General features: G+C 45.1%; 24 protein-coding genes, 1 tRNA gene and 1 other RNA gene. 19 read left to right on the top strand and 7 right to left on the bottom strand.

Features of this window, described 5'->3' with window-relative positions; all coding sequences use genetic code 11:
* From fumC to rnpB, 9 genes are all read left to right on the top strand, one after another.
* Positions 1–1,392, top strand: a complete 1,392-nt coding sequence (fumC, locus tag WCY20_RS07560; RefSeq protein ID WP_345974031.1) for a class II fumarate hydratase — start codon at positions 1–3, stop codon at positions 1,390–1,392.
* A gap of 28 nt (positions 1,393–1,420) precedes the next feature.
* Complete coding sequence (gene sucC / locus WCY20_RS07555; RefSeq protein WP_345974029.1) at positions 1,421–2,590, top strand: ADP-forming succinate--CoA ligase subunit beta; 1,170 nt, start codon at positions 1,421–1,423, stop codon at positions 2,588–2,590.
* 3 nt (positions 2,591–2,593) lie between these two features.
* Positions 2,594–3,466: a succinate--CoA ligase subunit alpha gene (gene sucD, locus WCY20_RS07550; protein WP_345974027.1), complete on the top strand. Its 873-nt coding sequence runs from the start codon at positions 2,594–2,596 to the stop codon at positions 3,464–3,466.
* Positions 3,466–3,765, top strand: a complete 300-nt coding sequence (locus tag WCY20_RS07545) for a heavy metal-associated domain-containing protein (RefSeq protein WP_345974025.1) — start codon at positions 3,466–3,468, stop codon at positions 3,763–3,765. The genes sucD and WCY20_RS07545 overlap by 1 nt, the downstream gene beginning before the upstream one ends.
* A gap of 23 nt (positions 3,766–3,788) precedes the next feature.
* Positions 3,789–4,106, top strand: a complete 318-nt coding sequence (locus WCY20_RS07540; protein WP_345974023.1) for a 4Fe-4S dicluster domain-containing protein — start codon at positions 3,789–3,791, stop codon at positions 4,104–4,106.
* A 12-nt stretch (positions 4,107–4,118) separates the two neighbouring features.
* A complete protein-coding gene (locus tag WCY20_RS07535; RefSeq protein ID WP_345974021.1) occupies positions 4,119–5,270 on the top strand; it encodes a 2-oxoglutarate synthase subunit alpha in 1,152 nt (383 codons plus the stop codon).
* Positions 5,270–6,124, top strand: coding sequence for a 2-oxoglutarate ferredoxin oxidoreductase subunit beta (locus WCY20_RS07530; RefSeq protein ID WP_345974019.1), 855 nt, complete (start codon positions 5,270–5,272; stop codon positions 6,122–6,124). The genes WCY20_RS07535 and WCY20_RS07530 overlap by 1 nt, the downstream gene beginning before the upstream one ends.
* A 12-nt stretch (positions 6,125–6,136) precedes the next feature.
* Complete coding sequence (locus WCY20_RS07525) at positions 6,137–6,691, top strand: 2-oxoacid:acceptor oxidoreductase family protein (protein WP_345974018.1); 555 nt, start codon at positions 6,137–6,139, stop codon at positions 6,689–6,691.
* 226 nt (positions 6,692–6,917) lie between these two features.
* An RNA gene (gene rnpB, locus WCY20_RS07520) (RNase P RNA component class A) lies at positions 6,918–7,421 on the top strand.
* Between the two features lie 535 nt (positions 7,422–7,956).
* Here rnpB and WCY20_RS07515 read toward each other — a convergent pair.
* On the bottom strand, positions 7,957–8,892 hold the full coding sequence (locus WCY20_RS07515) for a hypothetical protein (RefSeq protein ID WP_345974016.1): 936 nt from the start codon (positions 8,890–8,892) through the stop codon (positions 7,957–7,959).
* A 360-nt stretch (positions 8,893–9,252) separates the two neighbouring features.
* Between WCY20_RS07515 and WCY20_RS07510 the strand changes: the two genes are divergently transcribed.
* Both WCY20_RS07510 and WCY20_RS07505 read left to right on the top strand, forming a co-directional pair.
* Positions 9,253–9,621, top strand: a complete 369-nt coding sequence (locus tag WCY20_RS07510; protein ID WP_345978235.1) for a transposase — start codon at positions 9,253–9,255, stop codon at positions 9,619–9,621.
* Positions 9,622–9,921: 300 nt separating this feature from the next.
* A complete protein-coding gene (locus tag WCY20_RS07505; RefSeq protein WP_345974015.1) occupies positions 9,922–10,176 on the top strand; it encodes a transposase in 255 nt (84 codons plus the stop codon).
* A 109-nt stretch (positions 10,177–10,285) separates the two neighbouring features.
* Here the strand turns inward: WCY20_RS07505 and WCY20_RS07500 are convergent, their stop codons facing one another.
* Both WCY20_RS07500 and WCY20_RS07495 read right to left on the bottom strand, forming a co-directional pair.
* Positions 10,286–10,834, bottom strand: coding sequence for a lipocalin family protein (locus WCY20_RS07500; protein ID WP_345978234.1), 549 nt, complete (start codon positions 10,832–10,834; stop codon positions 10,286–10,288).
* Position 10,835: 1 nt separating this feature from the next.
* Positions 10,836–11,504 carry a helix-turn-helix domain-containing protein gene (locus WCY20_RS07495; protein ID WP_345974013.1) on the bottom strand — a complete coding sequence of 223 codons (669 nt, stop codon included), beginning with the start codon at positions 11,502–11,504 and terminating at the stop codon, positions 10,836–10,838.
* A gap of 240 nt (positions 11,505–11,744) precedes the next feature.
* Here WCY20_RS07495 and WCY20_RS07490 point away from each other — a divergent pair, with 240 nt between their 5' ends.
* Positions 11,745–12,365, top strand: coding sequence for a hypothetical protein (locus WCY20_RS07490; protein ID WP_345974011.1), 621 nt, complete (start codon positions 11,745–11,747; stop codon positions 12,363–12,365).
* 75 nt (positions 12,366–12,440) lie between these two features.
* Here the strand turns inward: WCY20_RS07490 and WCY20_RS07485 are convergent, their stop codons facing one another.
* From WCY20_RS07485 to WCY20_RS07475, 3 genes are all read right to left on the bottom strand, one after another.
* Positions 12,441–15,965 (bottom strand): hypothetical protein, encoded by a 3,525-nt coding sequence (locus tag WCY20_RS07485; RefSeq protein WP_345974010.1) that lies wholly within the window; start codon positions 15,963–15,965, stop codon positions 12,441–12,443.
* An 87-nt stretch (positions 15,966–16,052) separates the two neighbouring features.
* Positions 16,053–16,520: a hypothetical protein gene (locus WCY20_RS07480; RefSeq protein WP_345974008.1), complete on the bottom strand. Its 468-nt coding sequence runs from the start codon at positions 16,518–16,520 to the stop codon at positions 16,053–16,055.
* A gap of 305 nt (positions 16,521–16,825) precedes the next feature.
* The gene (locus tag WCY20_RS07475; protein ID WP_345974006.1) at positions 16,826–17,497 is read right to left on the bottom strand and encodes a hypothetical protein; all 672 of its coding nucleotides are present in this window, start codon (positions 17,495–17,497) and stop codon (positions 16,826–16,828) included.
* A gap of 284 nt (positions 17,498–17,781) precedes the next feature.
* Between WCY20_RS07475 and WCY20_RS07470 the strand changes: the two genes are divergently transcribed.
* From WCY20_RS07470 to WCY20_RS07440, 7 genes are all read left to right on the top strand, one after another.
* The gene (locus tag WCY20_RS07470) at positions 17,782–19,050 is read left to right on the top strand and encodes a citrate synthase (RefSeq protein ID WP_345974005.1); all 1,269 of its coding nucleotides are present in this window, start codon (positions 17,782–17,784) and stop codon (positions 19,048–19,050) included.
* Entirely contained in the window at positions 19,051–19,260 is a 210-nt protein-coding gene (locus tag WCY20_RS07465) for a hypothetical protein (RefSeq protein WP_345974004.1), read from the top strand.
* A 202-nt stretch (positions 19,261–19,462) separates the two neighbouring features.
* Entirely contained in the window at positions 19,463–20,011 is a 549-nt protein-coding gene (locus tag WCY20_RS07460) for a response regulator (protein WP_345974003.1), read from the top strand.
* A gap of 277 nt (positions 20,012–20,288) precedes the next feature.
* A tRNA-Glu gene (locus tag WCY20_RS07455) sits at positions 20,289–20,363 on the top strand.
* A 254-nt stretch (positions 20,364–20,617) separates the two neighbouring features.
* The gene (gene gltX, locus WCY20_RS07450; protein ID WP_345974001.1) at positions 20,618–21,916 is read left to right on the top strand and encodes a glutamate--tRNA ligase; all 1,299 of its coding nucleotides are present in this window, start codon (positions 20,618–20,620) and stop codon (positions 21,914–21,916) included.
* A complete protein-coding gene (locus WCY20_RS07445) occupies positions 21,913–22,209 on the top strand; it encodes a YggT family protein (RefSeq protein ID WP_345973999.1) in 297 nt (98 codons plus the stop codon). The genes gltX and WCY20_RS07445 overlap by 4 nt, the downstream gene beginning before the upstream one ends.
* The gene (locus WCY20_RS07440; protein ID WP_345973997.1) at positions 22,209–23,861 is read left to right on the top strand and encodes a lytic transglycosylase domain-containing protein; all 1,653 of its coding nucleotides are present in this window, start codon (positions 22,209–22,211) and stop codon (positions 23,859–23,861) included. Before WCY20_RS07445 ends, WCY20_RS07440 begins: the two co-directional genes overlap by 1 nt.
* On the opposite strand, the gene WCY20_RS07435 is transcribed toward WCY20_RS07440, so the two are convergent.
* Complete coding sequence (locus WCY20_RS07435) at positions 23,782–24,279, bottom strand: hypothetical protein (RefSeq protein ID WP_345973995.1); 498 nt, start codon at positions 24,277–24,279, stop codon at positions 23,782–23,784. The two genes, WCY20_RS07440 and WCY20_RS07435, sit on opposite strands and share 80 nt — an antisense overlap.
* Positions 24,280–24,495: the final 216 nt, after the last annotated feature.

The following is a 24,495-nucleotide window of genomic DNA, read 5'->3' as shown; positions in this document are numbered from 1 at the left end:
ATGGCGACACGTATTGAAAAAGATACTATGGGTGAGATCAAAGTCCCTGTAGACGCTTATTGGGCGGCACAGACACAACGTTCTATTCAAAACTTTGCGATCGGTGAAGAGACGATGCCGTATGAGATTACACGTGCATTCTCATATCTTAAAAAAGCAGTTGCTCTAGTCAATAAAGACCTGGGCAAACTTGATGCTGTGAAAGCCGATGCAATCGCACAGGCTGCTGATGACATGCTTGCCGGCAGACTTGACGGAAATTATCCTCTGGTCGTTTGGCAGACAGGTTCAGGAACACAGTCGAATATGAATAACAACGAAGTACTCGCCAACCGTGCAACTGAGATTCTCGGCGGCGATTTCAGAACAGAGAAGTTGGTCCATCCAAATGATGACGTTAACAAATCACAGTCATCTAATGACACCTATCCGACGGCACTGCATGTCGCTTCTGTCATCGCGGTTGAAGAGAGACTTCTGCCGGCGATAGCCAAACTGAAAGCGACGCTGCAGGCAAAAAGTGATGCCTTCTCTGATATCGTGAAGATCGGCCGTACGCACCTTCAGGATGCGACACCGTTGACACTTGGTCAGGAGATCAGCGGCTGGGTCGAGATGCTAAACAAATCTGAAAAGATGGCAAAAGATTCACTTGATGCCGTACGTGAACTGGCACTTGGCGGAACAGCCGTAGGTACAGGTCTTAATGCTCACCCCGAACTTGGAGAACGTGTTGCCGCAAAACTGTCAGAGCTTACAGGGCATGATTTTGTGACCGCACCAAATAAATTTCATGCATTAACATCGCACGATGCGCTTGTATTTGCACACGGTGCGCTTAAGGCATTGGCAGCTGACATGATGAAAATTGCCAACGACGTGCGCTGGTTGGCGAGTGGTCCACGCTGTGGATTGGGAGAGATCACTATTCCGGAAAATGAGCCGGGTTCGTCGATCATGCCGGGTAAAGTCAATCCGACACAGTCTGAAGCAGTGACAATGGTAGCCTGCCAGGTAATGGGTAATGACGCAACAATCGGTTTTGCTGCGAGTCAAGGGAACTTTGAACTTAACGTGTTTAAGCCGGTTATTGCGTATAACTTTTTGCAATCAGTCAGACTGCTTAGTGACTCTATCGTATCCTTCAATGATAATGCAGCGGTTGGTATTCAGCCTGTCAATGCGAAAATCGATCATTATCTGCATGACTCATTGATGTTGGTAACAGCGCTTAACCCGTATATCGGATACGAAAATGCGGCTAAAATTGCGAAAACAGCGCATAAGAACAACTCTACACTCAAAGAGACGGCAATAGAGCTGGGCCTTTTGACTGCAGAAGAGTTCGATAATTACGTTAAACCAGAAGAGATGATTTCGCCGAAGGCGTAGTCTGTTCATTTTAAATTAAGGAGAGTAGATGAATATTCATGAATATCAGGCAAAGCAGATCTTTGCTAAGTATGGTGTTCCGACACCTAGAGGAATCGTTGCCAATACCCCGGCTCAGGCTGCAACTAATGCACAAGAGCTTGGTGGGAACATCTGGGTAGTAAAAGCACAGATTCACGCAGGTGGTCGTGGTCTTGGCGGCGGTGTCAAGCTTGCCAAATCAATTGATGAAGTCAAAGAGCTTGCTTCTGAGATCCTAGGTATGACCCTGGTAACACACCAGACAGGCCCTGAAGGTAAACTGGTTCAAAAGGTTTACATCGAAGAGGGTGCGGATATTAAAGACGAGTATTACCTTGGTGTGGTTCTTGACCGTGCTAAAGAGATGCCTGTTATTATGGCATCTACAGAGGGTGGTATGGAGATTGAGAAGGTTGCTGAAGAGTCTCCAGAGAAGATTGTTAAAGTAGCGGTTGATCCGGCTATCGGTTTCCAGGGCTTCCACGGACGCGAACTCGCATTCGGTCTCGGTCTTGCTAAAGAAGAGCAGGGCAAGTTCATCAAGTTTGCTTCGGCACTTTACCGTTGCTACATGGAAAATGACGCTGAGATGATCGAGATCAACCCGTTGATTAAGACAGGTGCAGGTGACTTCCTTGCGCTTGACGGTAAAATGGGCTTTGATGATTCGGCTCTTGGCCGTCATCCGGATATTGAAGATATGCGTGATATCTCTGAAGAAGATGCTGATGAGCGTGAAGCAAGCCGATACGGTCTTTCATACATCTCACTTGACGGAGAGATCGGTTGTATGGTAAACGGTGCCGGTCTTGCAATGGGTACGATGGATACGATCAATTACATGGGCGGTACTCCGGCCAACTTCCTGGATGTCGGTGGATCTGCGAACGCGGAAACCGTTGCAAAAGGTTTTGAGATCATTCTTAAAAACCCAAATGTCAAAGCGATCTTCGTGAATATCTTCGGTGGTATTGTTCGTTGTGACCGTATTGCCAACGGTATTTTGGAAGCAACTAAACTTGTTGATGTTCATGTACCTGTTATCGTCCGTCTTGACGGTACAAATGCACCTGAAGCAGCTGAGATCTTGAAGAATGCAAATATCCCTAATGTCATTGCGGCAACAGATCTTGCAGATGGCGCAGCAAAAGCAGTTGCAGCAGCGAAAGGAGAGTAATTAATGTCTATTTTAGTAAATAAAGATACAAAAGTCATCGTTCAAGGTTTTACCGGTAAAGAGGGTTCTTTTCACGCTGAGCAGTGTATCGCTTACGGTACAAATATCGTAGGCGGTGTGACACCGAACAAAGGTGGGCAAGAACATCTTGGCAAGCCTGTTTTCAACACGGTCAAAGATGCGGTGGCACAAACAGGCGCTACTGTCTCTATGATCTTTGTTCCGCCTGCTTTTGTTGCTGATGCGGTCATGGAAGCGGCTGATGCAGGTATCGAACTTTCTGTTATCATTACAGAAGGTGCGCCGGTTCGTGATATGCAGGCGGCTAAAGCCTATGCTGTCAAACACGGCATGATGACAATCGGGCCGAACTGTCCGGGTATCATCACGGCTGAAGAGTGCAAGATCGGGATTATGCCGGGTATGATCTTCAAAAAAGGAAATGTCGGTCTTATCTCTAAGTCCGGTACATTGACTTATGAAGGTGCTAACCAGGTTGTTAAAGAGGGTTACGGTATTACGACAGCTGTCGGTATCGGCGGGGACCCGATTATCGGTCTTTCGTACAAGCAGCTTCTTCCAATGTTTGAAGCAGATCCGGAAACGGAAGCGATCGTCATGATCGGTGAGATCGGTGGCGATCTGGAGATTCAGGCAGCTGCCTACATCAAAGAGAACATCACCAAACCGGTTGTAGCTTTTATCGCAGGTCAGACAGCACCTGCCGGTAAACGTATGGGTCACGCGGGTGCGATCATCTCCGGTTCTGCCGGTACAGCAGCTGAGAAGATGGCGGCATTGGAAGCGGCAGGCGTTAAGGTTGTTGTCTCCCCGGCCGATATCGGTAAAGCGGTAGCCGAGGTTCTTTCCAAGTAATGCTGGAGACAATAGAGGTAGCCAATGTTCGTTGCAGCGGTTGTGCAGCAACGATAACCAAAGCTTTGAAAGAGGAGGGTTTTACAGATATCTCTGTGGACCTTTCGTGTGAGCCTCGTAAAGTAACAGTTAATGTTACGGATGAAGCGCCATCAGCACAGTTCAAAGCAGTCTTAAGAAAACTTGGTTATCCTCTATATAATAAGGAATCTAGTTTAATCGAGTCGGCTGGATTAAAGGCTAAGAGCATTGTCTCTTGTGCTGTCGGCAAGTTTGTGGTTAACAATGACACTAAATAATTTAACTTTAACGAGGAGAACAGATGTTTAAAACTGAAAACCCTGGCGATCAACCAGTATGGGTAAATACTAGTAACTGTAAAGCGTGCGATATTTGTGTATCAGTATGTCCTTCAGGTGTACTTGGGATGCGTTATGATTCAACATCAACGCTTGGTGCGATGATCTCTATTGATCATCCGGAAGCTTGTATCGGTTGTAACGAATGTGAACTTACATGTCCAGACTTTGCTATTTACGTAGCTGATAAAAAAGATTATAAGTTTGCTAAATTGACTGACGAGTCGAAAGCACGTCAAGAGGCAATTGTTGCAAACAACTATATGTCACTAGATAATTAAGGAAGGATGAAAATGAGAGAAGTAATTTCTACAGGTAACGAACTGGCTGCAAAAGCAGCAGTCGAAGCTGGTGCGATGTTCTTTGGTGGGTATCCAATTACACCATCATCAGAAGTAATGCACGAAGCATCTGACTTGCTTCCGGCAGTCGGCGGTACAGCAATTCAAATGGAAGACGAGATCGCCGGTATCTCTGCTGCACTGGGTGCATCAATGACTGGCGTCAAATCTTTTACAGCGACTTCAGGTCCTGGTATTTCACTAAAAGCTGAGCAGATCGGTCTTGGTTTTATCGCGGAGATCCCGTTGGTTATTATCAACGTTATGCGTGGCGGTCCGTCAACAGGTCTTCCGACGCGTGTATCCCAGGCAGATATCGGTCAGGCACAGTACCCGACACACGGTGACTTTGCTTCGATCACACTATGTGCAGGTTCACTGACAGAGTGTTATACGCAGACAGTTCGTGCTTTCAACCTTGCTGAAACATACATGACACCGGTCTTCATGCTTCTGGATGAAACAATCGGTCACATGCACGGTAAAGCAGAGCTTCCTGACCTCGAAGAGATCCAGGCGAACAACGTAACACGTGCTACAAACTACTGCGATCCGAAAGATTACCTTCCGTACGAGGCAGAGATGAACAAACCTGCGGTACTAAACCCAATGTTCAAAGGGTACAGATACCACGTAACAGGTCTTCACCACGGACCAACCGGTTTCCCGACAGAAGATGCACAGCAGTGTGATTTCAACATTAAACGTCTTGTCGGTAAGATCAACGCGGTTTCTCAGGAGAAGGGCGGTCTTGACGATCACGCTGACTATGAAGAAGTCTTGTTGGATGATGCTGAAGTATGTATCATCGCCTACGGTTCGATCGCACTTGGTGCTTACGAAGCGGTTCAAAAACTTCGTGCAGAAGGGATCAAAGCAGGTCTTTTCCGTCCGATCATGATCTGGCCAAGTCCGGCATACAGATTGAAAGAGATCGGCGAGCGTTTCAAAGACAAGATCATGGTAACTGAGTTGAACATGGGTCAATACTCAAAAGAGATCGAGAGAGTTATTAAAAGAGATGACTTTACAACGCTACTTAAAGCTAATGGTCGTCCAATCGCGCCATCTGAAATGGTAGAAACAGTTAAAGGAATGATGTAATGGCATTTAATTATGATGAATATCTACGTGTAGAGAAGATGCCGACACTTTGGTGTTGGGGTTGTGGTGATGGTGTTATCCTTAAAGCAACGATCCGTGCTATCAAGAAGATGGGATGGGACATGGATGAAGTCTGTGTCATTTCTGGTATCGGTTGTTCAGGGCGTTTCTCGTCATATATTGACTGTAATACGATCCATACGACGCACGGTCGTACCGTTGCGTATGCTACCGGTGTAAAGCTTGCTAATCCGAATGCAAAAGTGATCGTTGTCGCCGGTGACGGTGATGGTCTTGCTATCGGCGGTAACCACACGATTCACGGATGTCGCCGTAACATTGATATGAACTTTATTCTAATCAATAACTTCATTTACGGTCTTACCAACTCTCAAACGTCACCAACGACACCGCAGGGTATGTGGACGGTTTCTCAAAAAGCCGGTAACATCGACCCAACGTTTGATGCATGTAAATTGGCAATGGGTGCCGGTGCGTCATTTGTTGCACGTGAGAGTATGCTTGATCCTAAGAAGCTTGAGAAGATCCTTGTCAAAGGTTTCCAGCACAAAGGTTTCTCATTTTTTGACATTATGTCAAACTGTCATATCAACCTTGGCCGTAAGAACAAGATGCTATCGGCAATGGATAACCTTAAATGGATCGACAGCATTACTATGCCACTGAAAAAATGGGAAGCGCTTTCTGAAGAAGAGCAGCTTAACATTTTCCCGACAGGTGTACTTCGCCAGGTCGAGCAGGAAGAGTATACAGAGATGTATGCAAAAATCATTGCTGCGCATAGAGACGGTGCTCCTAAGATCACTCAAGATGATTTCGCGAAAAAAATATAAAGGTTTGATAATATGAGAAATTCTTTACGTTTTACCGGTGTAGGTGGTCAAGGGGTTCTACTAGCAGGCGAGATCATGGCTGCATGTAAAATTAAAAATGGTGGTTTCGGTCTTAAGACCGCTACCTACACATCACAAGTGCGTGGTGGTGCAACGGTTGTTGATATTACACTTGACGATAATGAGATCCGTTACCCGTACGCGAATGAGGGTGAGATCGATTTCATGCTTTCGGTTGCCAACGTAAGTTACAACCAGTTCAAAAACGGTGTTAAGCCAGGCGGGATCATCGTTGTTGACCCCAACCTTGTTCACCCGACTGATGAAGATCGAAAAAAATGGGTAATCCACGAGATTCCTATCATTACGATCGCAAAAGAAGAGGTTGGTAATGTTATTACACAATCGGTTGTTGCATTGGGTATTACCAATACAATGACTGAGGTACTTCCTGAGCAGTCTCTAATCGACGTAATGCTTTCAAAAGTACCGCCAAAAGTTCACGAAGCGAATAAAAAAGCATATGCGCTTGGTAAGAAATACGCGTTAGAGGCAATGGGTAAGTAATTACCTCTGCTTTGCATGTTTTGAAGCGGTTCCGGCCGCTTTTTTTTTGATCTATCGCAAAATATTATATAATATCAATTGTTCGATCAGCAATTAATCCACATTGTACGCATTTTTAGCAGCAATTTTTTGTATCTCATCCCAATATCTATACCTTCCTTTGAATACTATGATTCTGTCCTTTATTCTGTTTACTATCTTTTATCTATTTTTGACTATCATTGCACAGGTACAACACGTGGTAGCTTGATCACAAGGTCAAGAGGAAAGTCCGGGCTGCTGTAAGACAGGGTTCCATCTAACGGATGGCCGGCGCAAGTCGAGGGATAGTGCAACAGAGAGTAGACCGCCACCTGAAATGTTGAATTGTAAATGTTGAATGTTGAATTTTGAATGAATAAGCAATGTTTGCGATTTACGATGAATACGCTGAATAAGTGTCTATGAAAATGCCGAAAGCATTTTTGTACTTTAGTGGCCATAGCGGCCTCAGCGTAGGAGTAGGGGCTTTTGCTCCTACTCTGTTCAAACAGGTGGTAAGGGTGAAACGGCGGGGTAAGAGCCCACCAGTTCCTTGAGCAATCTTGGAAGCTATGTAAACCCAACCTGGCAGCAAGAAACAGATGGTTAGCGTCTTACATTGCTATTGTTTCGCTGGAGCTATATAGTAATATATAGAGTAGATTAATTGCCACATTAACAGAACCCGGCTTATTGTTGTACCTGCTTATAAAATACCTATTTTGGTTGTTCCTTCCTCTATTTTATTACCATACATTTCTTGATTTCCGTACAAAAAACAAATATTAAATAATATTTATGCACAGATACTTGTATAATGCATCATATATTTTATTAGAAAATATCCAGAATAGTTTGAAACTATTTCAAATTGCATAGTGTTTTAATAAAAATGAGAAAATGGAGTGATGATTTAATGGCAGAATGTAAAAACTGCAGTAAAACATCTTTTTCTAAACGTTGTCCGCATTGTAACGCTGAGCTGGCAGACCGTGTCCTTGGAAGAACAAAGAAGAAAACGTTTTTGGCACTCATAATAACTTTGCTGATTATATCATCTAATTCGAAGGTAGGCTCGATGAAGCTTTTGACTTATGATACAATCTCAAATACTATCGTGTGCTGATACAAAATCCTGAACGGTCTCTTTGAGAGTTTTCTGACAATTAGTAAGTAATCTCCCGCACTTAGAGAATCGTATATGGACGCCTCTGCACCCTGAATCAGGCGCTTTTGATTCTCTCTTATTGTTGAAAACAATACAAGCGTAACGGCTGGTTGCACAAAACCGTACCTGATTCTGTCCATGTTGAGTTTTGTTGAAGCGATTCATTATCATATGCGCTACCGGTAGAACCACTATAGACGGAAGTGCCATGTTGCCATCCTAAACAATCCATCGTTCCATCACTCCCGTCCCCTGTACTCCTAGTTGTTCCATTGGTTCTAACATTTGACCATACTGTATGAGGTGAGCCAATAATAGTGCCATACTCATCGTGATCGATAGGATTCTGAAGGGTACCGTCTGTAAGATCATCCCAGCCGTACGCCACCACTTTTCCGGCTGTGTTTTTGTAGTGCCAACCGCGATAGTGCTTCGCAAAGCGCACATGAGGCGCTGATGTGTCATAATCTGTGGCGAGCCAAGCCTTGAAGCTTCCCTCGAGGCCTGCAGCGTTAGCTGCCTGTTGGCAAATGGTGTCAGCACCCTGAACCCCACCGAGATTTCCTGTGAAAGTTTGCGAAGTTACGAAGACAACTTTATCCATGGAAACGGCTTCACAATACCCGGGAAGGGGTGCTCCGAGGAGAGCGTATATATAACAAATGTCTCCTCGTGCCACAGTGTCAGGCCCTGCCGGTCCCTCTGGACCAACTGGACCTTGCTCCCCCTGATGTCCCTGCGGACCAGCTATCCCCTGAGGTCCTTGTGGACCTGGGATCAATTGAATATTATCGATTTGTTGCTGTAACGCAGTATCAGCAGCCGTCAATCGTGTATCATTTTCATTAACACCGTTCTGTAGTGTACTGAAGTTGGCGTTGACTTCCGACGCTTTGGCTGTGGTGCCGGATTCAAAGGTGTATGGCAGGGTGACCTGACCGCCTGCAAGTGAAGAGGCTGCTAACAGGGAAACAACTGAAGAAAGTGCGCGATTGTAAGTTAATGAAAACATGATTAATCCTTTTTTTAAATTAAAAAAAGTAGTAGCGAATTATCCCCACCGGCCTTTATCCCATTCCATTTTGTCCCATTCTTTGCTTTCGGCGGGGGTGACACTGCTTGAATCTCCGGCCTCTCTGTCGCTACATCCTGTGAACAATGATATCATTGCAACGATCCAGCAAGAGGTTGTCATTTTGATTAAATCCTTCATCTCCATTTCCTCTATTTTTGGACTTTAAAACAGTATAGTCCAACCGAGCTTATAAATAATTTAATATAACAAAAAAATACAATATATATTTCTCGAATCAATACCAAGTTAGATCAATGTTCCTTGCCATAAACATTCATATATTGGCAGAGATAGTAAATTCTGATACAAAGAACAAATTTTACGCAAGCTAATAATTATAAGGTAGGTGTTTTACACACAATCGATGAATTCCTAAAGGGTAATCCCAACCTCAGAAACGGTTACAATAATAAACAGCTTAAAAGCTCGGACGAGGAGTTTGAGCTTTCCATGCCAAGAGACAGAGAATCCACTTTTGAACCCCAGATCGTCAAGAAACATCAGATGACCATTACCGACAAGATCATCGCCCGCGTCAAAGAGTGGTGGCAACGACTGCTAGAAGTTATCTATTCGTTTGTCATGCTCGACGCGATCCATTACAAGGTCAAGGAGAACGACAGGTATACTACCAAGGCTGTCTATATGATCCTGGGGGGGGGATAGGTGTAATGGCAGAAAAGAGGTGATGTGGCTTTACTTCTCCGAGAGCGAAGGGGCTAACTTCTGACTGTAGGTACTGACCGATCTGAACAAACGTAACGTCGGGGATATCCTGATTGCCTCGGTCGATGGGCTCAAGTGCTTTCTCGAAACCATCAACGCCATATTCCCCCAAGACGGAGATACAACTGTGTATTGTGCACAAGATGCGCAATTCGATACGCTGCATCGCCTCAAAAAACCAGAAGGTGTTCATCAGGGAGCTCAAAATAGTCTTGCAGGCTATCTACAAAGAGGCTATTGATGAGCAACTGGAACGGCTCGAAGACAAGTGGGTTCCAAATCGTCATCCAGTTGTGGCGGAACAAGTGGAAAAAACTCTCAAACTGTTTCAATTATCGCGTCGACATCCACCGCATCGTCTATGCGACTAATATTATCAAATCGGTCCATCGACAGATTTCTAAGCTCACCAAGACCAAAGGCGGCTTCCTCAATGAGAATAGCCTTCTGAAGCTTCTATACATGGAAATCCAGAAACAGTCTCAGTTTTTATAATTGTGATCCGCTATGATGTATCAAAATTTGTATTCATATTATTTAATACTATGTTATGGTACTTTTACAATTCTCCAAATCAGATATCAAAAATGCATCTAATCAGCAATCAGTGAATAGATTTAGCGTTACACGCTGCCTGAAAACCGGTCCAGTAAAGCTTAGCGGTATCAAAACCGTTTTGTGAAAGTCCTGCAAATATGTGTTCTCTGTCTGCAGGGTCTAAGACGGTGCCTTTTGAAAGAATCCAGAGTCGTTTTCGATCAGGTGAGGCGATGACACTGTAGCGGTAGTCGCTTGCCAGCATGATAATCCACTGCTCGTACTGTTCAAACCAGTTGTAATATACATCGAATTTACTCGTGTCGGATGCAGTCGCCAGCTTGATCTCTGCAGTATGCTCTCTTTTCAGCCGACCACTTCCGTCGTAACAGTTTCGTGTAAGCTTTAACGCATTGTTAAGATAGCGGTAGGTCAGGGTAGAACCGACGCAGCCACTGTTATGTATGTTTTTATAATAGGCCAGAACATTCCATGTGGTGCTAAAGCGTTGTTGATCAACACTTTCAACACTCTGGAGATGGTGGATGGATTGAGTGCCGCAGGCTGTAAAAAAAAAGAGTGGAATCAGTAAAAAAATCGCATAAAAAACTCTCATATTAACCAATAGTAATGCTTTCCCAAAAAAAGTCTAGATGCTTCTCAAACTGCGTAGATAGGGCAGTCGTAGGTTCATTATCTATCTTTAGCAGGGTAACTTGCAGCCTGAGGTAGAAAAGAGGGCTCAGAAACTCGTTCGCCATCAATTTTGGATCCCCTGAGCGGATAATATCCTCTTGCATCATCACAAAGAAGGCCTCAGAAAGCATTTTGATGTTGTTGTTGTGGAATTCATTCTTAAAACTCTCCCTGATGGTCTTATTCTGCAGCAGTTCAATCATCAGTATTCGAAAAAGACGTTCATTCTTGGCATCAAAAGTCATCAGTTTGTAGCCAACGATAAAGGAGAAGAGGAACTTTTTACCACCTTTGGCACGTTCAGCAATGCTTTTGTCGCTTTGAGAAGGTGATGTCGGCGTCGAGAACAGGGTGGCGGCAACGGCTTTAAAGATCTCTTCTTTGTTGGTAAAGTGGTTGTAGAGAGCACTCTCTCTAATACCTACTTTGGCTGCGATTTTGCGAACCGATGCTGCCTTGTAGCCATATTCGGAGAAGAGCTCCATACTCGCTTTTAGTATCAGATCTTTTGTGCTTTTGCCGCCGCTGCTTTGCTGCATGTTTTCCTCAAGTGAACAGTTGTTAATATGGATATAACTATATATGAACAACTGTTAACCTGCGCTTAAAAGCATATGAACAGTTGTTCATATACAGGTTCTTTTTGCACTCTCGGTATGAACAGTTGTTCATATTTAAAAATCCCTATAATAAGGGATTTATAACAGGTTTAAAAGCTGATATAGAACGATACTAGGGGGCATACAAAAGGCAGAAAAAAGAGGTGAACAGAGCGGCGATTTCCAGATACGTTAAAATAACAGAAGTTCTTATTTTTGAAGGTGGGGATCATGCGGATTTTCAGAGCTGTTCTTTTTACAGGGTTGCTTTCATTTTTAGTGGCCTGTTCGAATTCTTCGATCGGTATGCCAAAGAGTGGTCAATTACTGATCTCTAATGATCAGACGATGATCAACGTCAAAACGCCGATTGTGGAGAAGAGACGTATCAATTTAAGTGCACTCTATATCGATCAAAATATTCTAGCGGTTGATGAAGCACGTTGTCTTGTCTATGAAGATATTACGACTGCCGCAGGTTATCGGTTTAATCATGCGTATAAACGATCAATTGATTTGATCTTTAATGCCTATGATGTAAAAGAGCGTAAGCGCTATGGTAACCTCACACTTTATCGCTTGACCTTGCGGGATGAAAACAGGACCAAACTCAATCTCCTGGCCTTGACAGCTTCAAAAAAATCGCTGAAGCTGCTCTATGGGTTTAATGACGAGGAGTCTGCTGTATTGGAAAAAAGTCTCGATCAAAACAACACAGTTCTGCATTATGAACTCTCTAACAGTACGAATAAAAGAGATCACTGTATAAAAAGCATCTGGAAACCAAAAATTCAGATCATAGATAACCTGGTTGGAAAAGAAGGGGGTATCATACCGCGCATAGGCAAATAGTCTATGGCCCTTTAGGGGGTGCTTAAGCTTTACTCTCTTGTCGTCTTCGCATTTTATCTTTGTAATTCGTTTTGCCTAATGTACCATTGGATGCTTGATCGCACCGTTGTAAAATGGGGTGCATTCGGTCACTTTTTTGGAGATCTCTTTCGGCGTATCGGTCACTTTGGTAAGTGTTTTTTTAGTCGTTTCGCCAACGACCGGCGCATAGGCCGCTACATCGCCGACGACAGTGCCGGTTTTTTTGATGATGCCTGCGCCCAGATCAACAACGCTGCCGACGTTGCCAATCAGAGAGATCGCTGCACCGCTGATGATATTGAACCCGGTTCTTGCCAATTGGACCTGCGGATTGTCAAGGTCGCCCTCGATCTTTTCAACGAAATAGGCGCAGTTGCTGGGGTGGAGCAGACCGACATAGAAATTGTCAAAACGGCGGGAGTTCAAATTGATATTGCCGCGCATTGCTATGAGGTTCTTGTCCGTCGAGAGCGCGCAATCTTTACAGCGGAGCCTGCCCTTGTCGATATCCGTTAGAAAACGCATTGCTTTGAAGTGCGTGCTGTTGAGATCCGGGCCGGTCAGATCTGTTGGGATCTCTTTGAGCGTACGGACGATCGGAAGTTCCGAGAAACTGCCCTGAAACAGAGAGAGGTCCTGTGACTCACGCAGTGTTTTCAGCGATGCATCAAGATGAACGCCTTCGAGTATCATGTCGGAGATATTGATGTCGCTGATGCCGTGCAGAGTCGAGAGATTGCCATCAAGAAACGGCGAACCGGAAACGATGGAGACATTGGCATTGAGTCTGCCTTGCGTAATGGGGAGGTCTTGGGCGCTGAAAGCGATCAGTTTGGCAATAGCGACATTTTCGGCTTCGATTTTCAGTTTCTTATCGGTGAAATAGGCAGTCAGATTGCCGTCGAGCGTACTGCTTTTGAGTGTGGCATAAAGCTCGGGTCTGGTTCTGATATGACCATCGACCTCTGCCGTGCCGCGGTAGGGCGCGTTGGGATACGCTTTTAAGGTCAGTTTGTAACCTGCGGAGAGATTCTGCTCGTCCGGAGCGTAGCGGAGATCGTCGATATCGATCGTCTCCTGCTTGGTATCTATGTTGGCATTCGCTATAAAGAGATACCCCTCTTTGTACTTTCCTGACGCCTTGATATCTGTATCTTTCAGCCATAGCGCGGTTTTGAGTGCGCTGTTGAGTGCAAAGGTGCCGGATTCGGTGTCGAACAGCGTGTCATAGAGCGCCAGTCTGAGCAGACGGTTGCTGAGTGTTCCATCCAGATGAAGCTGCCCCTTCTGACGGTATGCGTGAAATGAAACGTTGGTATCAAGGTAGGTGGCGGCATCTTTGTCGAGTTTTCGGTGCCACTTTTTGGGCAGTTGAAAGGTCAGCAGATCAAGGGTGAAGAGCTGCTCCCTGTTCTGTTCAAATCCGCCGTGGGCGTGCAGCGTTCCTTTAAACTCTTCAGGCAGGATGAATGTGCTTTTGTCGAGGGCCTTGATGTCGAGTGCGTAACGGCTCTTTACCTCTTTGGTGGCAAGATCGGCGGCGAGACCGGTGAATGTGAGTGCCTCATTGGCGGTTTTGATGCTTGCCTGCCCTCTGTATTGCTGATCCTTATATGTGAGCGAAGTCCGGGCATCAAGGGGAAACGGACGTACGGTGCTGTTGTGCTCACCAAGGAGAGTGAGCTTGTCAGAGGTGACTTTTGCTTTGATCGCAGATCTCCCGTAGTGCAGATCATAGGCCAGGTCTCCCTTCATGAGAGGGGGCTGATCGCTCAGGCGCAGCAGCTCCTCTACCGGCAGCTCTTTGCCCGAGACCGTTAGCTGCTCTTTGCTGCGTACCATCGAGAGGCTGCCAAGCTGTTCGCTGATAAGCTTCAGTGTGCTCTTCTGCGGGGTGTAGTGCAGATGGCTTGTTGCGGAAAGCGCATATGTTTTATTAAGTTTTGCGAAACGGTCCAGGCGGTCGATGGTAAAGTCGATATTGCTTCTGATATCGTTTTTGGCATAACGCAGCGCGTTGATGACGACTTTTTCATGGGGTGTTGTCAGTTCTGTTTTGCCGAGTCTGTTCGTCTTTGCATCGAATGAACCCCGAAGGTTGAGACTGGAGGCGTTGTAATGCGGGGTTTTAAGCTTTTTGACATTGATATTAAAGAAGACTCTTTGTGACGATGCGACGTAGTGCAGGGCGCTTTCATTGATTGTCCCGGTATTGCTTTTAAGCGTCGGGCGCAGGCGGACGTCGCCCTTAGCGTCATTTTCGGCGCTCAGTGTCAGGTGTAGGTTATTTTCGAGGGCGATATCTTTGCGGTACCGTAAAGGCAAGGCAAGGTTGTCGCTCTTCAGTGAGGCTTTCCACAAAGGCGTTTCTGCAGCGAGGTCAGCCTGTGCACGGAGGGCGACACTCCCTTCGACAATGACGGGCCGATTAGCTGTCTCTTGAAGGGATTCTAAATTGATATTGTTTGATATTATTTCAATCTTTTTGTCCTGAAACGTAAGTATAACAGGGCCGTTTAGGGACTTTGAAGTCAATGAGAGCTTCAGCACCTTATCGGTATAGTCCACATCTCCGAAAAGGGCGTGGTCGCCCTGGAGATTGAACGGTTCGCGTTGAAGCGAGGTGAGGGTGTAGTCCATCTTGAGAGTGTTCGAAGCAAGATCATAGTGGAGGTCCCTGCTGTCAAAGCGATAACCGTCGGCCTGAAAGGCAAGGGTAGTGTTGATATCGTCCTCAGTGCGTGTACCGTTTAGATCGAGTGTAACGGATTTAAGAGGAACGGTCTTCTGATCGTGGTTCTGCAATGCAAGCTTGAGGGCAAACCGGTTTCGGTCAAAGTCATAGTCAAGGGAGTGGCTCCGAATATCAAGGAGCGCGCTTTTTACACGTAAATCGCCTCTGAAGGCATGGACGTCGACATCTCCTTTGAAGGCAAGTTCAAGCGCTAGAGGGTGCTGAAGTTCAGGAGAGACAAGGGCGGTGAGGTTCTCTTCAAGCTGCAACGCTCTGCTCTCTATATTAAAGCGGAACATATAAGGCGCTTCTATACGGCCGTCTCCTTTGGCCGAAAGCAGGCCTGTCACATACAGCGGTATCGGCTCACGCTGCTGCAGACGATACGAGGAGATGTTGAGATCGCGCAGTTCATAACCGTAGGTGGCTTTCTCGAGATTGATGAAACCGTTAAGCGCTCCCTTGAGTAAGGCGGCCTCGATTTTCACCAGACGACGCTCTGTGTGGAAGGTCGCATTGAGTTCAGTCGTAATGTAGGGAAGCTCTGTTCCTGTAAGTGCCGAGAAAGTGTGGAGATTACCTTCGTAGTGGAGTCTGGCAAAGGCTGAGTTGAAGGAGGTCGGCTTAATGAGCAGATGGAAAGTGTCGTTATTATCAAGCGTGCCGGAGGCATCAAAACCGCTGTAACCCACTCTGGCATAGGTAACGTCTGCATTGACATTTAAATAGCTGTTTACGGCCTTCTGTGTAAGAAGTTTGGTGACACTGGGCACAAAAATGAGAGAAAATGTGAGTGTCAGAATAACAAGAAGAGCAATAAAGAGATATTTTATTATGGGTTTCACAATAGCACTTTGTGTCAATTTCTTTACACTATTATACTCCAACATGCAGGAGGACCCCTGTGCTGCGGGTTGTTCCTTTGTCCCGCGCTATTGCACACTCTTTTTCACTGACTGTTTGTCAGATTTAAGGCTGCTTTTCTGAAGTAGGGCGTAGATATCGGCGATATCGGCTTTGAGGCGGTAGAGCTTTTCAACCTCTCCGCTTTCAAGCACACTGTTGAGTACGGAGAGCATCTGCTGGAGTTTTCCTTCGATACTAATTGATAATCGGTTAGGGGCTGTATCCAGGGAAGCTTCAGAGATGGGCTGTTCGGGCAGGGTGGCGAGCAGCTTTTCAAACTCCTCTTTAATCGGTCCGATGTTGTAGCGGTAGTATGTCTCTCCAGACCGTCCTTCAAATGCCTTGGCGATGCCGTGGGTAATAGCCTGTTCATAGGGGAAACCTTTTTGCTTGCTATGGTTGGCATCGCGGATCTTCAGTTTGTAAAGCAGCTTGCCGACGGTCTTGGCATCTATGTTGTACTCTTTACCGATCTGAGTCATCGTCTGGAACATAATAAACTCCTGTTGTTGAATATTATATATTAACTATAAATATTTTATCTTGTTATCAATATGGCACATTGTCATGTTTTTATAATGTATGAGTTTCGAGAACGTGTAGCAGTCATACGTAAAGTCGAAAGTAACTACAGGTGTTCCTCGCGGGCTGGAAACGGTACCGAGGTATATAAAGGAGGAGGAGCCCGGTGTTGTAAATATAATATTCAAGAGAATATACATTATGTTAACCATAGCACCGTCTTTTTGGAAATGGTACGATTGGTTGACTATATTATCAACCCTTACCGTACCAGCTGTTATTGATTGCCGATTAAACGGAAATGCTCCATAATCAAAACTTTCCGTATATGACTGAGCCCCTCTTGCGTGTATGGAAACTCATGTTTGCTGAAGTCAAGCCAACTGCCGGTGATGCGGCGTTTCAGATGGATGCGAAGCCGATCGCTCTCTTTAAAGATGTCGATACGAGTCGATACTTTGCTCTTGCCGTGATTTTCCGGAAACAACGGATCATCCGTAACATCTTCTATACGGTTAAGATAATGACTCTCCCGTACCCCGCTTCCCGGTTCACCCCATTCGAAATCGTGACGTTTTAACCAATCATAGAGATGTGTCAGGACCTTCTGCTTTAAGATAATCTGATCGTCTTCGACATCACCACTGAGCGATGTCTCCACAAAATGGGTATTGGAGTTGACGTCGATCTCGTTGATCAGTCTTTGTAGCTCTTCTTCCTGTGATACACGGTTGAAAGGGCGTTTAAAATAGAGCCTCTCCTCTTCCTGTTTTTTTACATTGTGCGAATGTGTCGTACTTACAAGCTCCCAGCCGTCAAGACCAAGGTAGTCCATCATAGCCTGCAGATAGGTGTCTCTTGGGTAGAGATCGTCAAGATACGCTATTACCCACCCCTCTTCTTCCGCTTTTATAAGGTTTATAATCATGTATTCAAAACGTTCAGCCATCTTCTCTCCTTTGATATCTTTTATTGAATTAAAATAACCGTACAGATCAAAATTATGTGTAACTATACACTCTTTTATATAGTAGCATAAGATGCAGATTAAGTGTATTGTGAACAAGGGTTTGTGCAATGTTATGTTGCATGATAGCCCAAGCTTTATTCCTGAGTAAACCGCTTTTGTTTTAGCTCACTATTACATTAACTGTGCTATTTTTTACCATAGAGAGCAGCTCTAAAGCAAGAAAGGTTTTAACGTTTCTTGTTAAAGTATTAAAAGGAGAGAAAATGGCAACGGTGACTTTGATCGACAACCGTGACGGCAAACGTTATGAGTTTCCGATATTGAACCCTTCCAAGGGTCAGGATGTGATCGATATACGTAAACTATATGCCGAAACAGGGATGTTCACCTATGACCCCGGTTTTACCTCTACCGCAAGCTGCAGTTCCGATATCACTTATATTGACGGGGAGAAAGGAGAGCTGCGGTACCGCGGTTATGCGATAGAAGAACTTGCAGACAGGAAAAGCTATCTTGATGTCTGTTTTCTTCTGCTTGAAGGGCGTTTGCCTCATCAAAATGAACTGATCGCCTTTGACAATGAGATTAGAAAGCGCTCTTTTATCCATGAAGGACTTAAAAACCTCTTCTTCTCTTTCCCCGACAAAGCGCATCCGATGGCGATGATGGCATCTGCCGTATCCGCCCTCTCTACCTTTCATTACGAGCATCTAGAACTCGAAACCGACGGTGATTACCAGGTGATGTCGAGAAGGTTGATCGCCAAGATCCCCACCCTCGCCGCTTTCACCTACCGCCGCTCGCTGGGCATTCCCTTCATCTATCCCGATATCGAACGCTCCTTTACCGAGAACTTTCTCTATATGATGCGGGCCTATCCGGGAGAGGACCTGCAAATATCCGAGGTCGAAGTACGTGCACTTGACGCCATCTTTACACTTCATGCCGACCATGAACAGAACGCTTCGACCTCTACCGTCCGCGGCGTTGCTTCGACCGGTGCACACCCCTACGCGGCGATCTCGGCAGGTATCAATGCCCTCTGGGGACGTGCCCATGGCGGCGCCAACGAGTCGGTCATCGCGCAGTTGGAGTTCATCGGCTCGCTGGACAATGTGGATGATTTTATACAGCGTGCCAAAGATCCGGAAGATCCCTTCAAGCTGATGGGTTTTGGGCACCGCGTCTACAAGAACTTTGATCCGAGGGCCCGTATCTTGAAGGCACTGCTCGATGAGCTTAAAGATGAGCTGGGCGTGGACAGCGAACTGCTGGCTATTGCCAAAAAAATCGAAGAAGTGGCGCTTAACGACAGCTATTTTATAGAACGCAAACTCTATCCTAATATCGATTTTTATTCCGGCCTTATTCTGACTGCCCTAAAGATTCCAAAAAATATGTTTACCAACATCTTCGTGATCGGTCGTACGGTAGGATGGATCACGCAGTGGATGGAGTTGAAACACGATAAAGAGATGAAAATTGCACGTCCGCGTCAACGCTACATCGGACCGATAAAGGAAATTATATAGATGAGTACAAAAGAAGAACTGATAAAAGATATTGAGACCTTGCTCAACAGCTATGACGGTGAGACGCCCCCGACTGTTATCAACCCCGCGCTTCTCGCGTTTATGGACGAGGAGACGCTTAGAAACATTATTGACTCCCTGCTGCGACAGAAAGAAAATGTCAATAAAGATAATCTGGAGTGGCTGGAACAGTTTAAAAAGTATGATTGATACGAATGACGGTAGGCAAAGAGAAGTATTTTTAGTTTCATTTTGTACTAAATTAAGCAAAATTATGAATTAAATAAAAATTTTAAAGTTAAATATAACAATAACATTTTATAATTCCAACGTAAAAAAACAATGTTAAAAGATACCATCGTTCTGAAATGTTAAAAAACAGAATGTAAACATATACTAAAGAGAGTTACTTATGGCAAATGTAGACTTGGTTCAGTTGACTGAACAGACAAAAAAACTGACAGCGATGGTTGTCGAAGATGAAAAAGTTGCAAATGAACTTTTAAGCTCAACGTTCAAAAACTTCTTTTCCGAAGTTAGTTCCGCCTTCAACGGTAAAGAAGCATTGGAAATGTATACAAAATCTCGTCCTGATATCGTATTTGTCGATATCATCATGCCTGAGATGGATGGTATCGAGCTTGCACGTCGTATTCGTGAGATCGACCCGAACCAGATCGTTATCGTGATCTCAGCATCGAACGATATTCAGAAGATTTCTGAAACTATCGAGATCGGTGTTAACAGCTTTATTCAAAAACCGATCGATACGAAAAAGATAATCGAACTTTTGACCAATGTGACGGCGTTGATCTCCAAAAAGAAAAAGGTCGAGACAAAAACTTTCTCGATCTCGCTACCGCTTGATCTTTATGAACTTGTAGATGCCAATGCAAAGTCAGAAAGCATCTCGAAAAATGCCGTTATTATTCGTGCACTGCGCGATTTTTATAACGAATAGTCACTTATGTGCTCTGCCCTTTCGGCAGAGCTGCTGCAAAAACATTTCTTCTCTTCCTTTTTAAACCCTAATCATTCCGCTTTCATATTGACAATAATGATCTGTTGTATCATATAAACTTTAAGCCGGTCCATTCATTTTATTTTTGATCATATACAGCTGTATCTATTGGTAAGAAAATATTGGCGAGTACTTTTTAGCGAAAGCGCATCCGTTTTTAGCATTATTTAAGAATATGATCTGTATACTTCCGGCCAAGAAGCAATTCTTACTAAATGGCTCCATCATCTAATGGTTAGGATTCAAGGTTTTCATCCTTGCCATAGGGGTTCGAATCCCCTTGGAGTCACCATCTTCAAAATCAAAAACCATCCTTGTTTTTACAACCGACACGCTGTTCAAACAATATAATCCTGCTATCTATTCCTTGACATCTTAAGCACTTCTATCCAACCTTTTATACTCTTAATCATGGATCGTCACAATCGTATTAACATGTCTCCAGAATTTACAATCCCCAAAGGGACGGTTGGCAAGCTAAAGCGTGCAACATACATATGTGTTAAGAATATTTCGCTAAAATTGCTTAAAAAAATAGGATAATTTATGTTACGTTTTGCCCCTAGTCCAACCGGTGATATGCACATCGGAAACCTGCGCGTCGCTCTTTTCAATTACATTGTCGCAAAGCAGCGCGGTGAAGAGCTGCTCGTACGTATCGAAGATACCGACAAAGAGCGTAATATTGAGGGTAAAGACAAAGAAATCCTTGATATCCTTGGACTTTTCGGGATTGAATACACGAATGTTATCCATCAGAGTGAACACTTGCGTTATCACCGTATGATGGCGATTCAGCTGCTGCAGGATAAACATGCCTTTAACTGCTTTTGTACCCCGGCAGAGCTAGAACATAAACGTGAGGTCGCCAAAAAAGCCCATAAACCTTTCCGTTATGACGATGCCTGTACACATCTGCCGCATGAACTGGTGATCGACAATGAAAACCCTTTTACTATCCGTCTACGCCGTCCTGAAGAAGCGGTTGTGGTCAACGACCTGATCAAAGGCGAGATCAGTTTTGCGCCCGAGGATATCGATGCGTTTATCATCATGCGCGCCGAGAAGTACCCGACCTATAACTTTGCCTGTGCCGTAGACGATATGTTAGGTGACATCTCCCTGGTCATTCGCGGTGAAGACCATATGAGTAACACGCCAAAACAGATAGCCGTGCGCAACGCGCTGGGTTATGAGAAAAAGATGGAATATGCCCACCTTCCAATTATCTTGAACGATGAAGGCAAAAAGATGAGCAAACGCGATGACGCCTCATCGGTGAAGTGGCTGCTTAAAGAGGGCTACCTGCCGTCCGCTATTGCCAACTACCTGATCCATCTCGGCAATAAGACACCGCAGGAGATCTTTACGCTTAAAGAGTCACTGGCTTGGTTCGACCTCTCAAGTATTTCCAAAGCCCCTGCCCGTTTTGATATGGACAAGCTCAAGTTCATCAACGGTCAGCATCTGCGCATGCTGGATGCAAAAGAGCTTTCACGCTATGTCGGTTTTGCTGATGAAGCCATCGGTGAAGTGGCAAAGATCTTCCTTGAAGAGGCACGCACGCTAAAAGAACTTCGTCCTAAGATCGAGGCGATTTTCGCAGAGAAGTCGATTCCTGAAGAGTTTACGGAACAGGCGGAGATCTTGCGCAAAGTCATTCTCGATGCACCGTACTTCGAGAGCTTTGACGATTTTAAAAAGCACTTGATGCAAGAGAGCGGCCTCAAGGGCAAAAACTTCTTTAAACCACTTCGACTGCTTTTAAGCGGTGCCGAACACGGTCCGGAGGTCGCTGACCTGTATGTCTATCTCAAAGACTTCCTTGGGGAGATCGTAAAATGAGTACGCTGGCCAGTATTATCATGGGTATCGGCGGTATTATCCACTCGCTGCTGACGATCTATATCTGGGTCATTATTATCGCGGCACTGCTTTCGTGGGTACGACCTGACCCGTACAATCCTATTGTGCAGTTTTTGACACGGATCACGCAGCCGGCTTATGATCTGGTCCGCCGTTTGATGCCGACGACCTTCAACGGCATCGATTTTGCGCCGCTGATCATTATTATCGGACTGCAGGTGATCGATATCATTTTGATCAATCTGCTCAATGCCCTGGCCTCCTCGATCTGATGCGTTTTTTTTCTCTTCTGCTTCTTTTAAATCTTTCTCTCTTTGCAGAAGTGACGCTCGATGCCATTCATGACAAGCCGCCTTCTTTGGCCAAAAACTTTATGATATGGCGATTTTTGCATCAGGACATCACCCCTGCAGAGGCAGACGAGGCTTTTTATCAGTTCAGAGACGTTGATACCCGTCTTTTTAAAGCCTACGCCAAAAAATCAGATCGCGAAGAGGTCATCTATACGGCAGAGTGCCTCTCAATGTCGACGCAGGAACTGTCAAAAAGTAATGATATCTCGTGCGTAAAAATGGCGTTCTCTCCGAGCAAAGCATTTGCGATGCGTGAAGAGGAGCGTAATCGTCTGGCCCGTCTGCTCGATGAGAATCGGACCTATACGTGGATAGAGATGATGGACGATCTGCTGCAGACCAAGCGTATAACGGATCTTAGAAAGTATAAACCTTCCACCTTTATGTATCTCTTTTTAAGCGGCGGCATGAATTTCAGGGAAACTTACCTCAATCGGCCGCTCCCCTCTTCCTACCTGCAGGAGATTCCGAAACATTGGGGGTTTGAGCGTTTCGTGGTTTTAGTGGTGACGGACAGCCGTTACGCAAAACTGCAAGAAGAGCTCTTGAAGGTCGGTGCCGATACGAAGATGAGTTCAGAAGCGCACTTTTACCTGGCAATGAATGCGCTCGAACATGAACAGAAGCAGAACGCTCTGGCGCATCTTAAAAAGGTCCATGAACTGGCCTACTACCGTTCGCACAAAGACAAAGCGCTCTTTTGGCAGTACCTCGTCACCAAAGACAGAAAGATCCTTGAGCAGCTGGGTAAAAGTGTGGACATCAATATGTATTCCCTCTATGCCAAAGAGAAACTGGGCGTAGAGGTCACCAACTTCTATACCCATCTGCCGACGCATGAGAACAATACGACCAAAGCCGATCTGACCGACCCTTTTGTCTGGAATGAGCTGCTTATAGAAGTGAAAAAGACACCCAAAAAAGACCTCAAAAAGCTTGCTGCCAAATATGCCAACGATGAGATGATGCCGCTCTACTCCTTTATCTATGAAAAAGCGACCGATTACAAAGAGATGGGATTTATTATGCCGTACAACAGATACATGCAGGACCTCTCTAATGACGACAAGGCGATCTATTATGCCCTGATGCGCCAGGAGAGCCGCTTCATTCCGGCTGCACTTTCTCGTTCATACGCCCTGGGGTTGATGCAGATGATGCCGTTTCTGGTCAAAGCGCTTGATAAAAGTTTCAAAGACGAACGTCTCTCTTATGATGAGATGTTCAATCCAGAGAAAAACATCGCCTATGCCAAAAAGCACATCAACTGGCTTAAAAAAAGCCTTTACCATCCGGTACTTATGGCTTACGCCTACAACGGCGGCATCGGTTTCACAAAACGTTACATCACGAAAGAGAACTGTTTTGCAAATGAAAAATATGAACCTTTTATGAGCATGGAGATGATGGCCAATTCTGAGAGCCGCGAATACGGTAAAAAAGTGTTGAGCAACTATGTGATTTATAAAAAGATACTGGGCGACAAGGTCTCTATTGTGGCTCTTTTTGATATGTTATTGCAGCCCGCTCAGTGTGATCGCTTTCGAGCACCAAAACAGGCGAAGCGCTAGGCAGTTTGTAGCGCACGTAATAGTAGCGGTTCCAGCCGATGTTGACCGGCATCAGTTCGCGCAAGGGATCGTTCATCTCCAACTCTTCAAAGTAAAGTGCATTTTCGCCGTTTAGCACCAGGGTGTAGTCACCGGCAGCGCAGACGTCTTTCTTGTCAAAACAGAGCGCGCTGTTCTTATCACGGGTGTAAAAACCGATCACAAAATGGGCAGAACCGTCTGCGTATTTCGGATAGACCTGATTGAGAAAGACCGCTGAGAGAACGGTCTGACTCCTGTTGTCGCGAAGCAGCCGCACATTTTTATAGCTGGTCATGACTTTCTCTTCTGAAGTTGAAGGCGTGTAACGCTCGGATGTGCTGCTGCACCCGCTGAAGAGGATGAGTGAAATAGTAAAAAGAGTTGTGAACTGTCTCAAAAAATAACCTGATTTATGGACACTGCCAACGTTCCAGTATGGACTCTATAGAGGATTCTTGGCGGCGCGCTTGTATTGATGACAAAAGTATAACCTATTCAGTATGAAACTCGCTTTTTCGGTCTTAACATACCCCGTTTTAGAATACACAACGGTACATATCCGGAGTAAAGATGCCGTTCTCTTGTTTCAGTTTTGCCGTGTTGAAAATGCCTC

Source organism: Sulfurimonas sp. HSL3-7 (assembly GCF_039645985.1).
Classification (GTDB): domain Bacteria; phylum Campylobacterota; class Campylobacteria; order Campylobacterales; family Sulfurimonadaceae; genus Sulfonitrofixus; species Sulfonitrofixus jiaomeiensis.
This window is presented reverse-complemented; position numbering and strand designations above follow the sequence as displayed.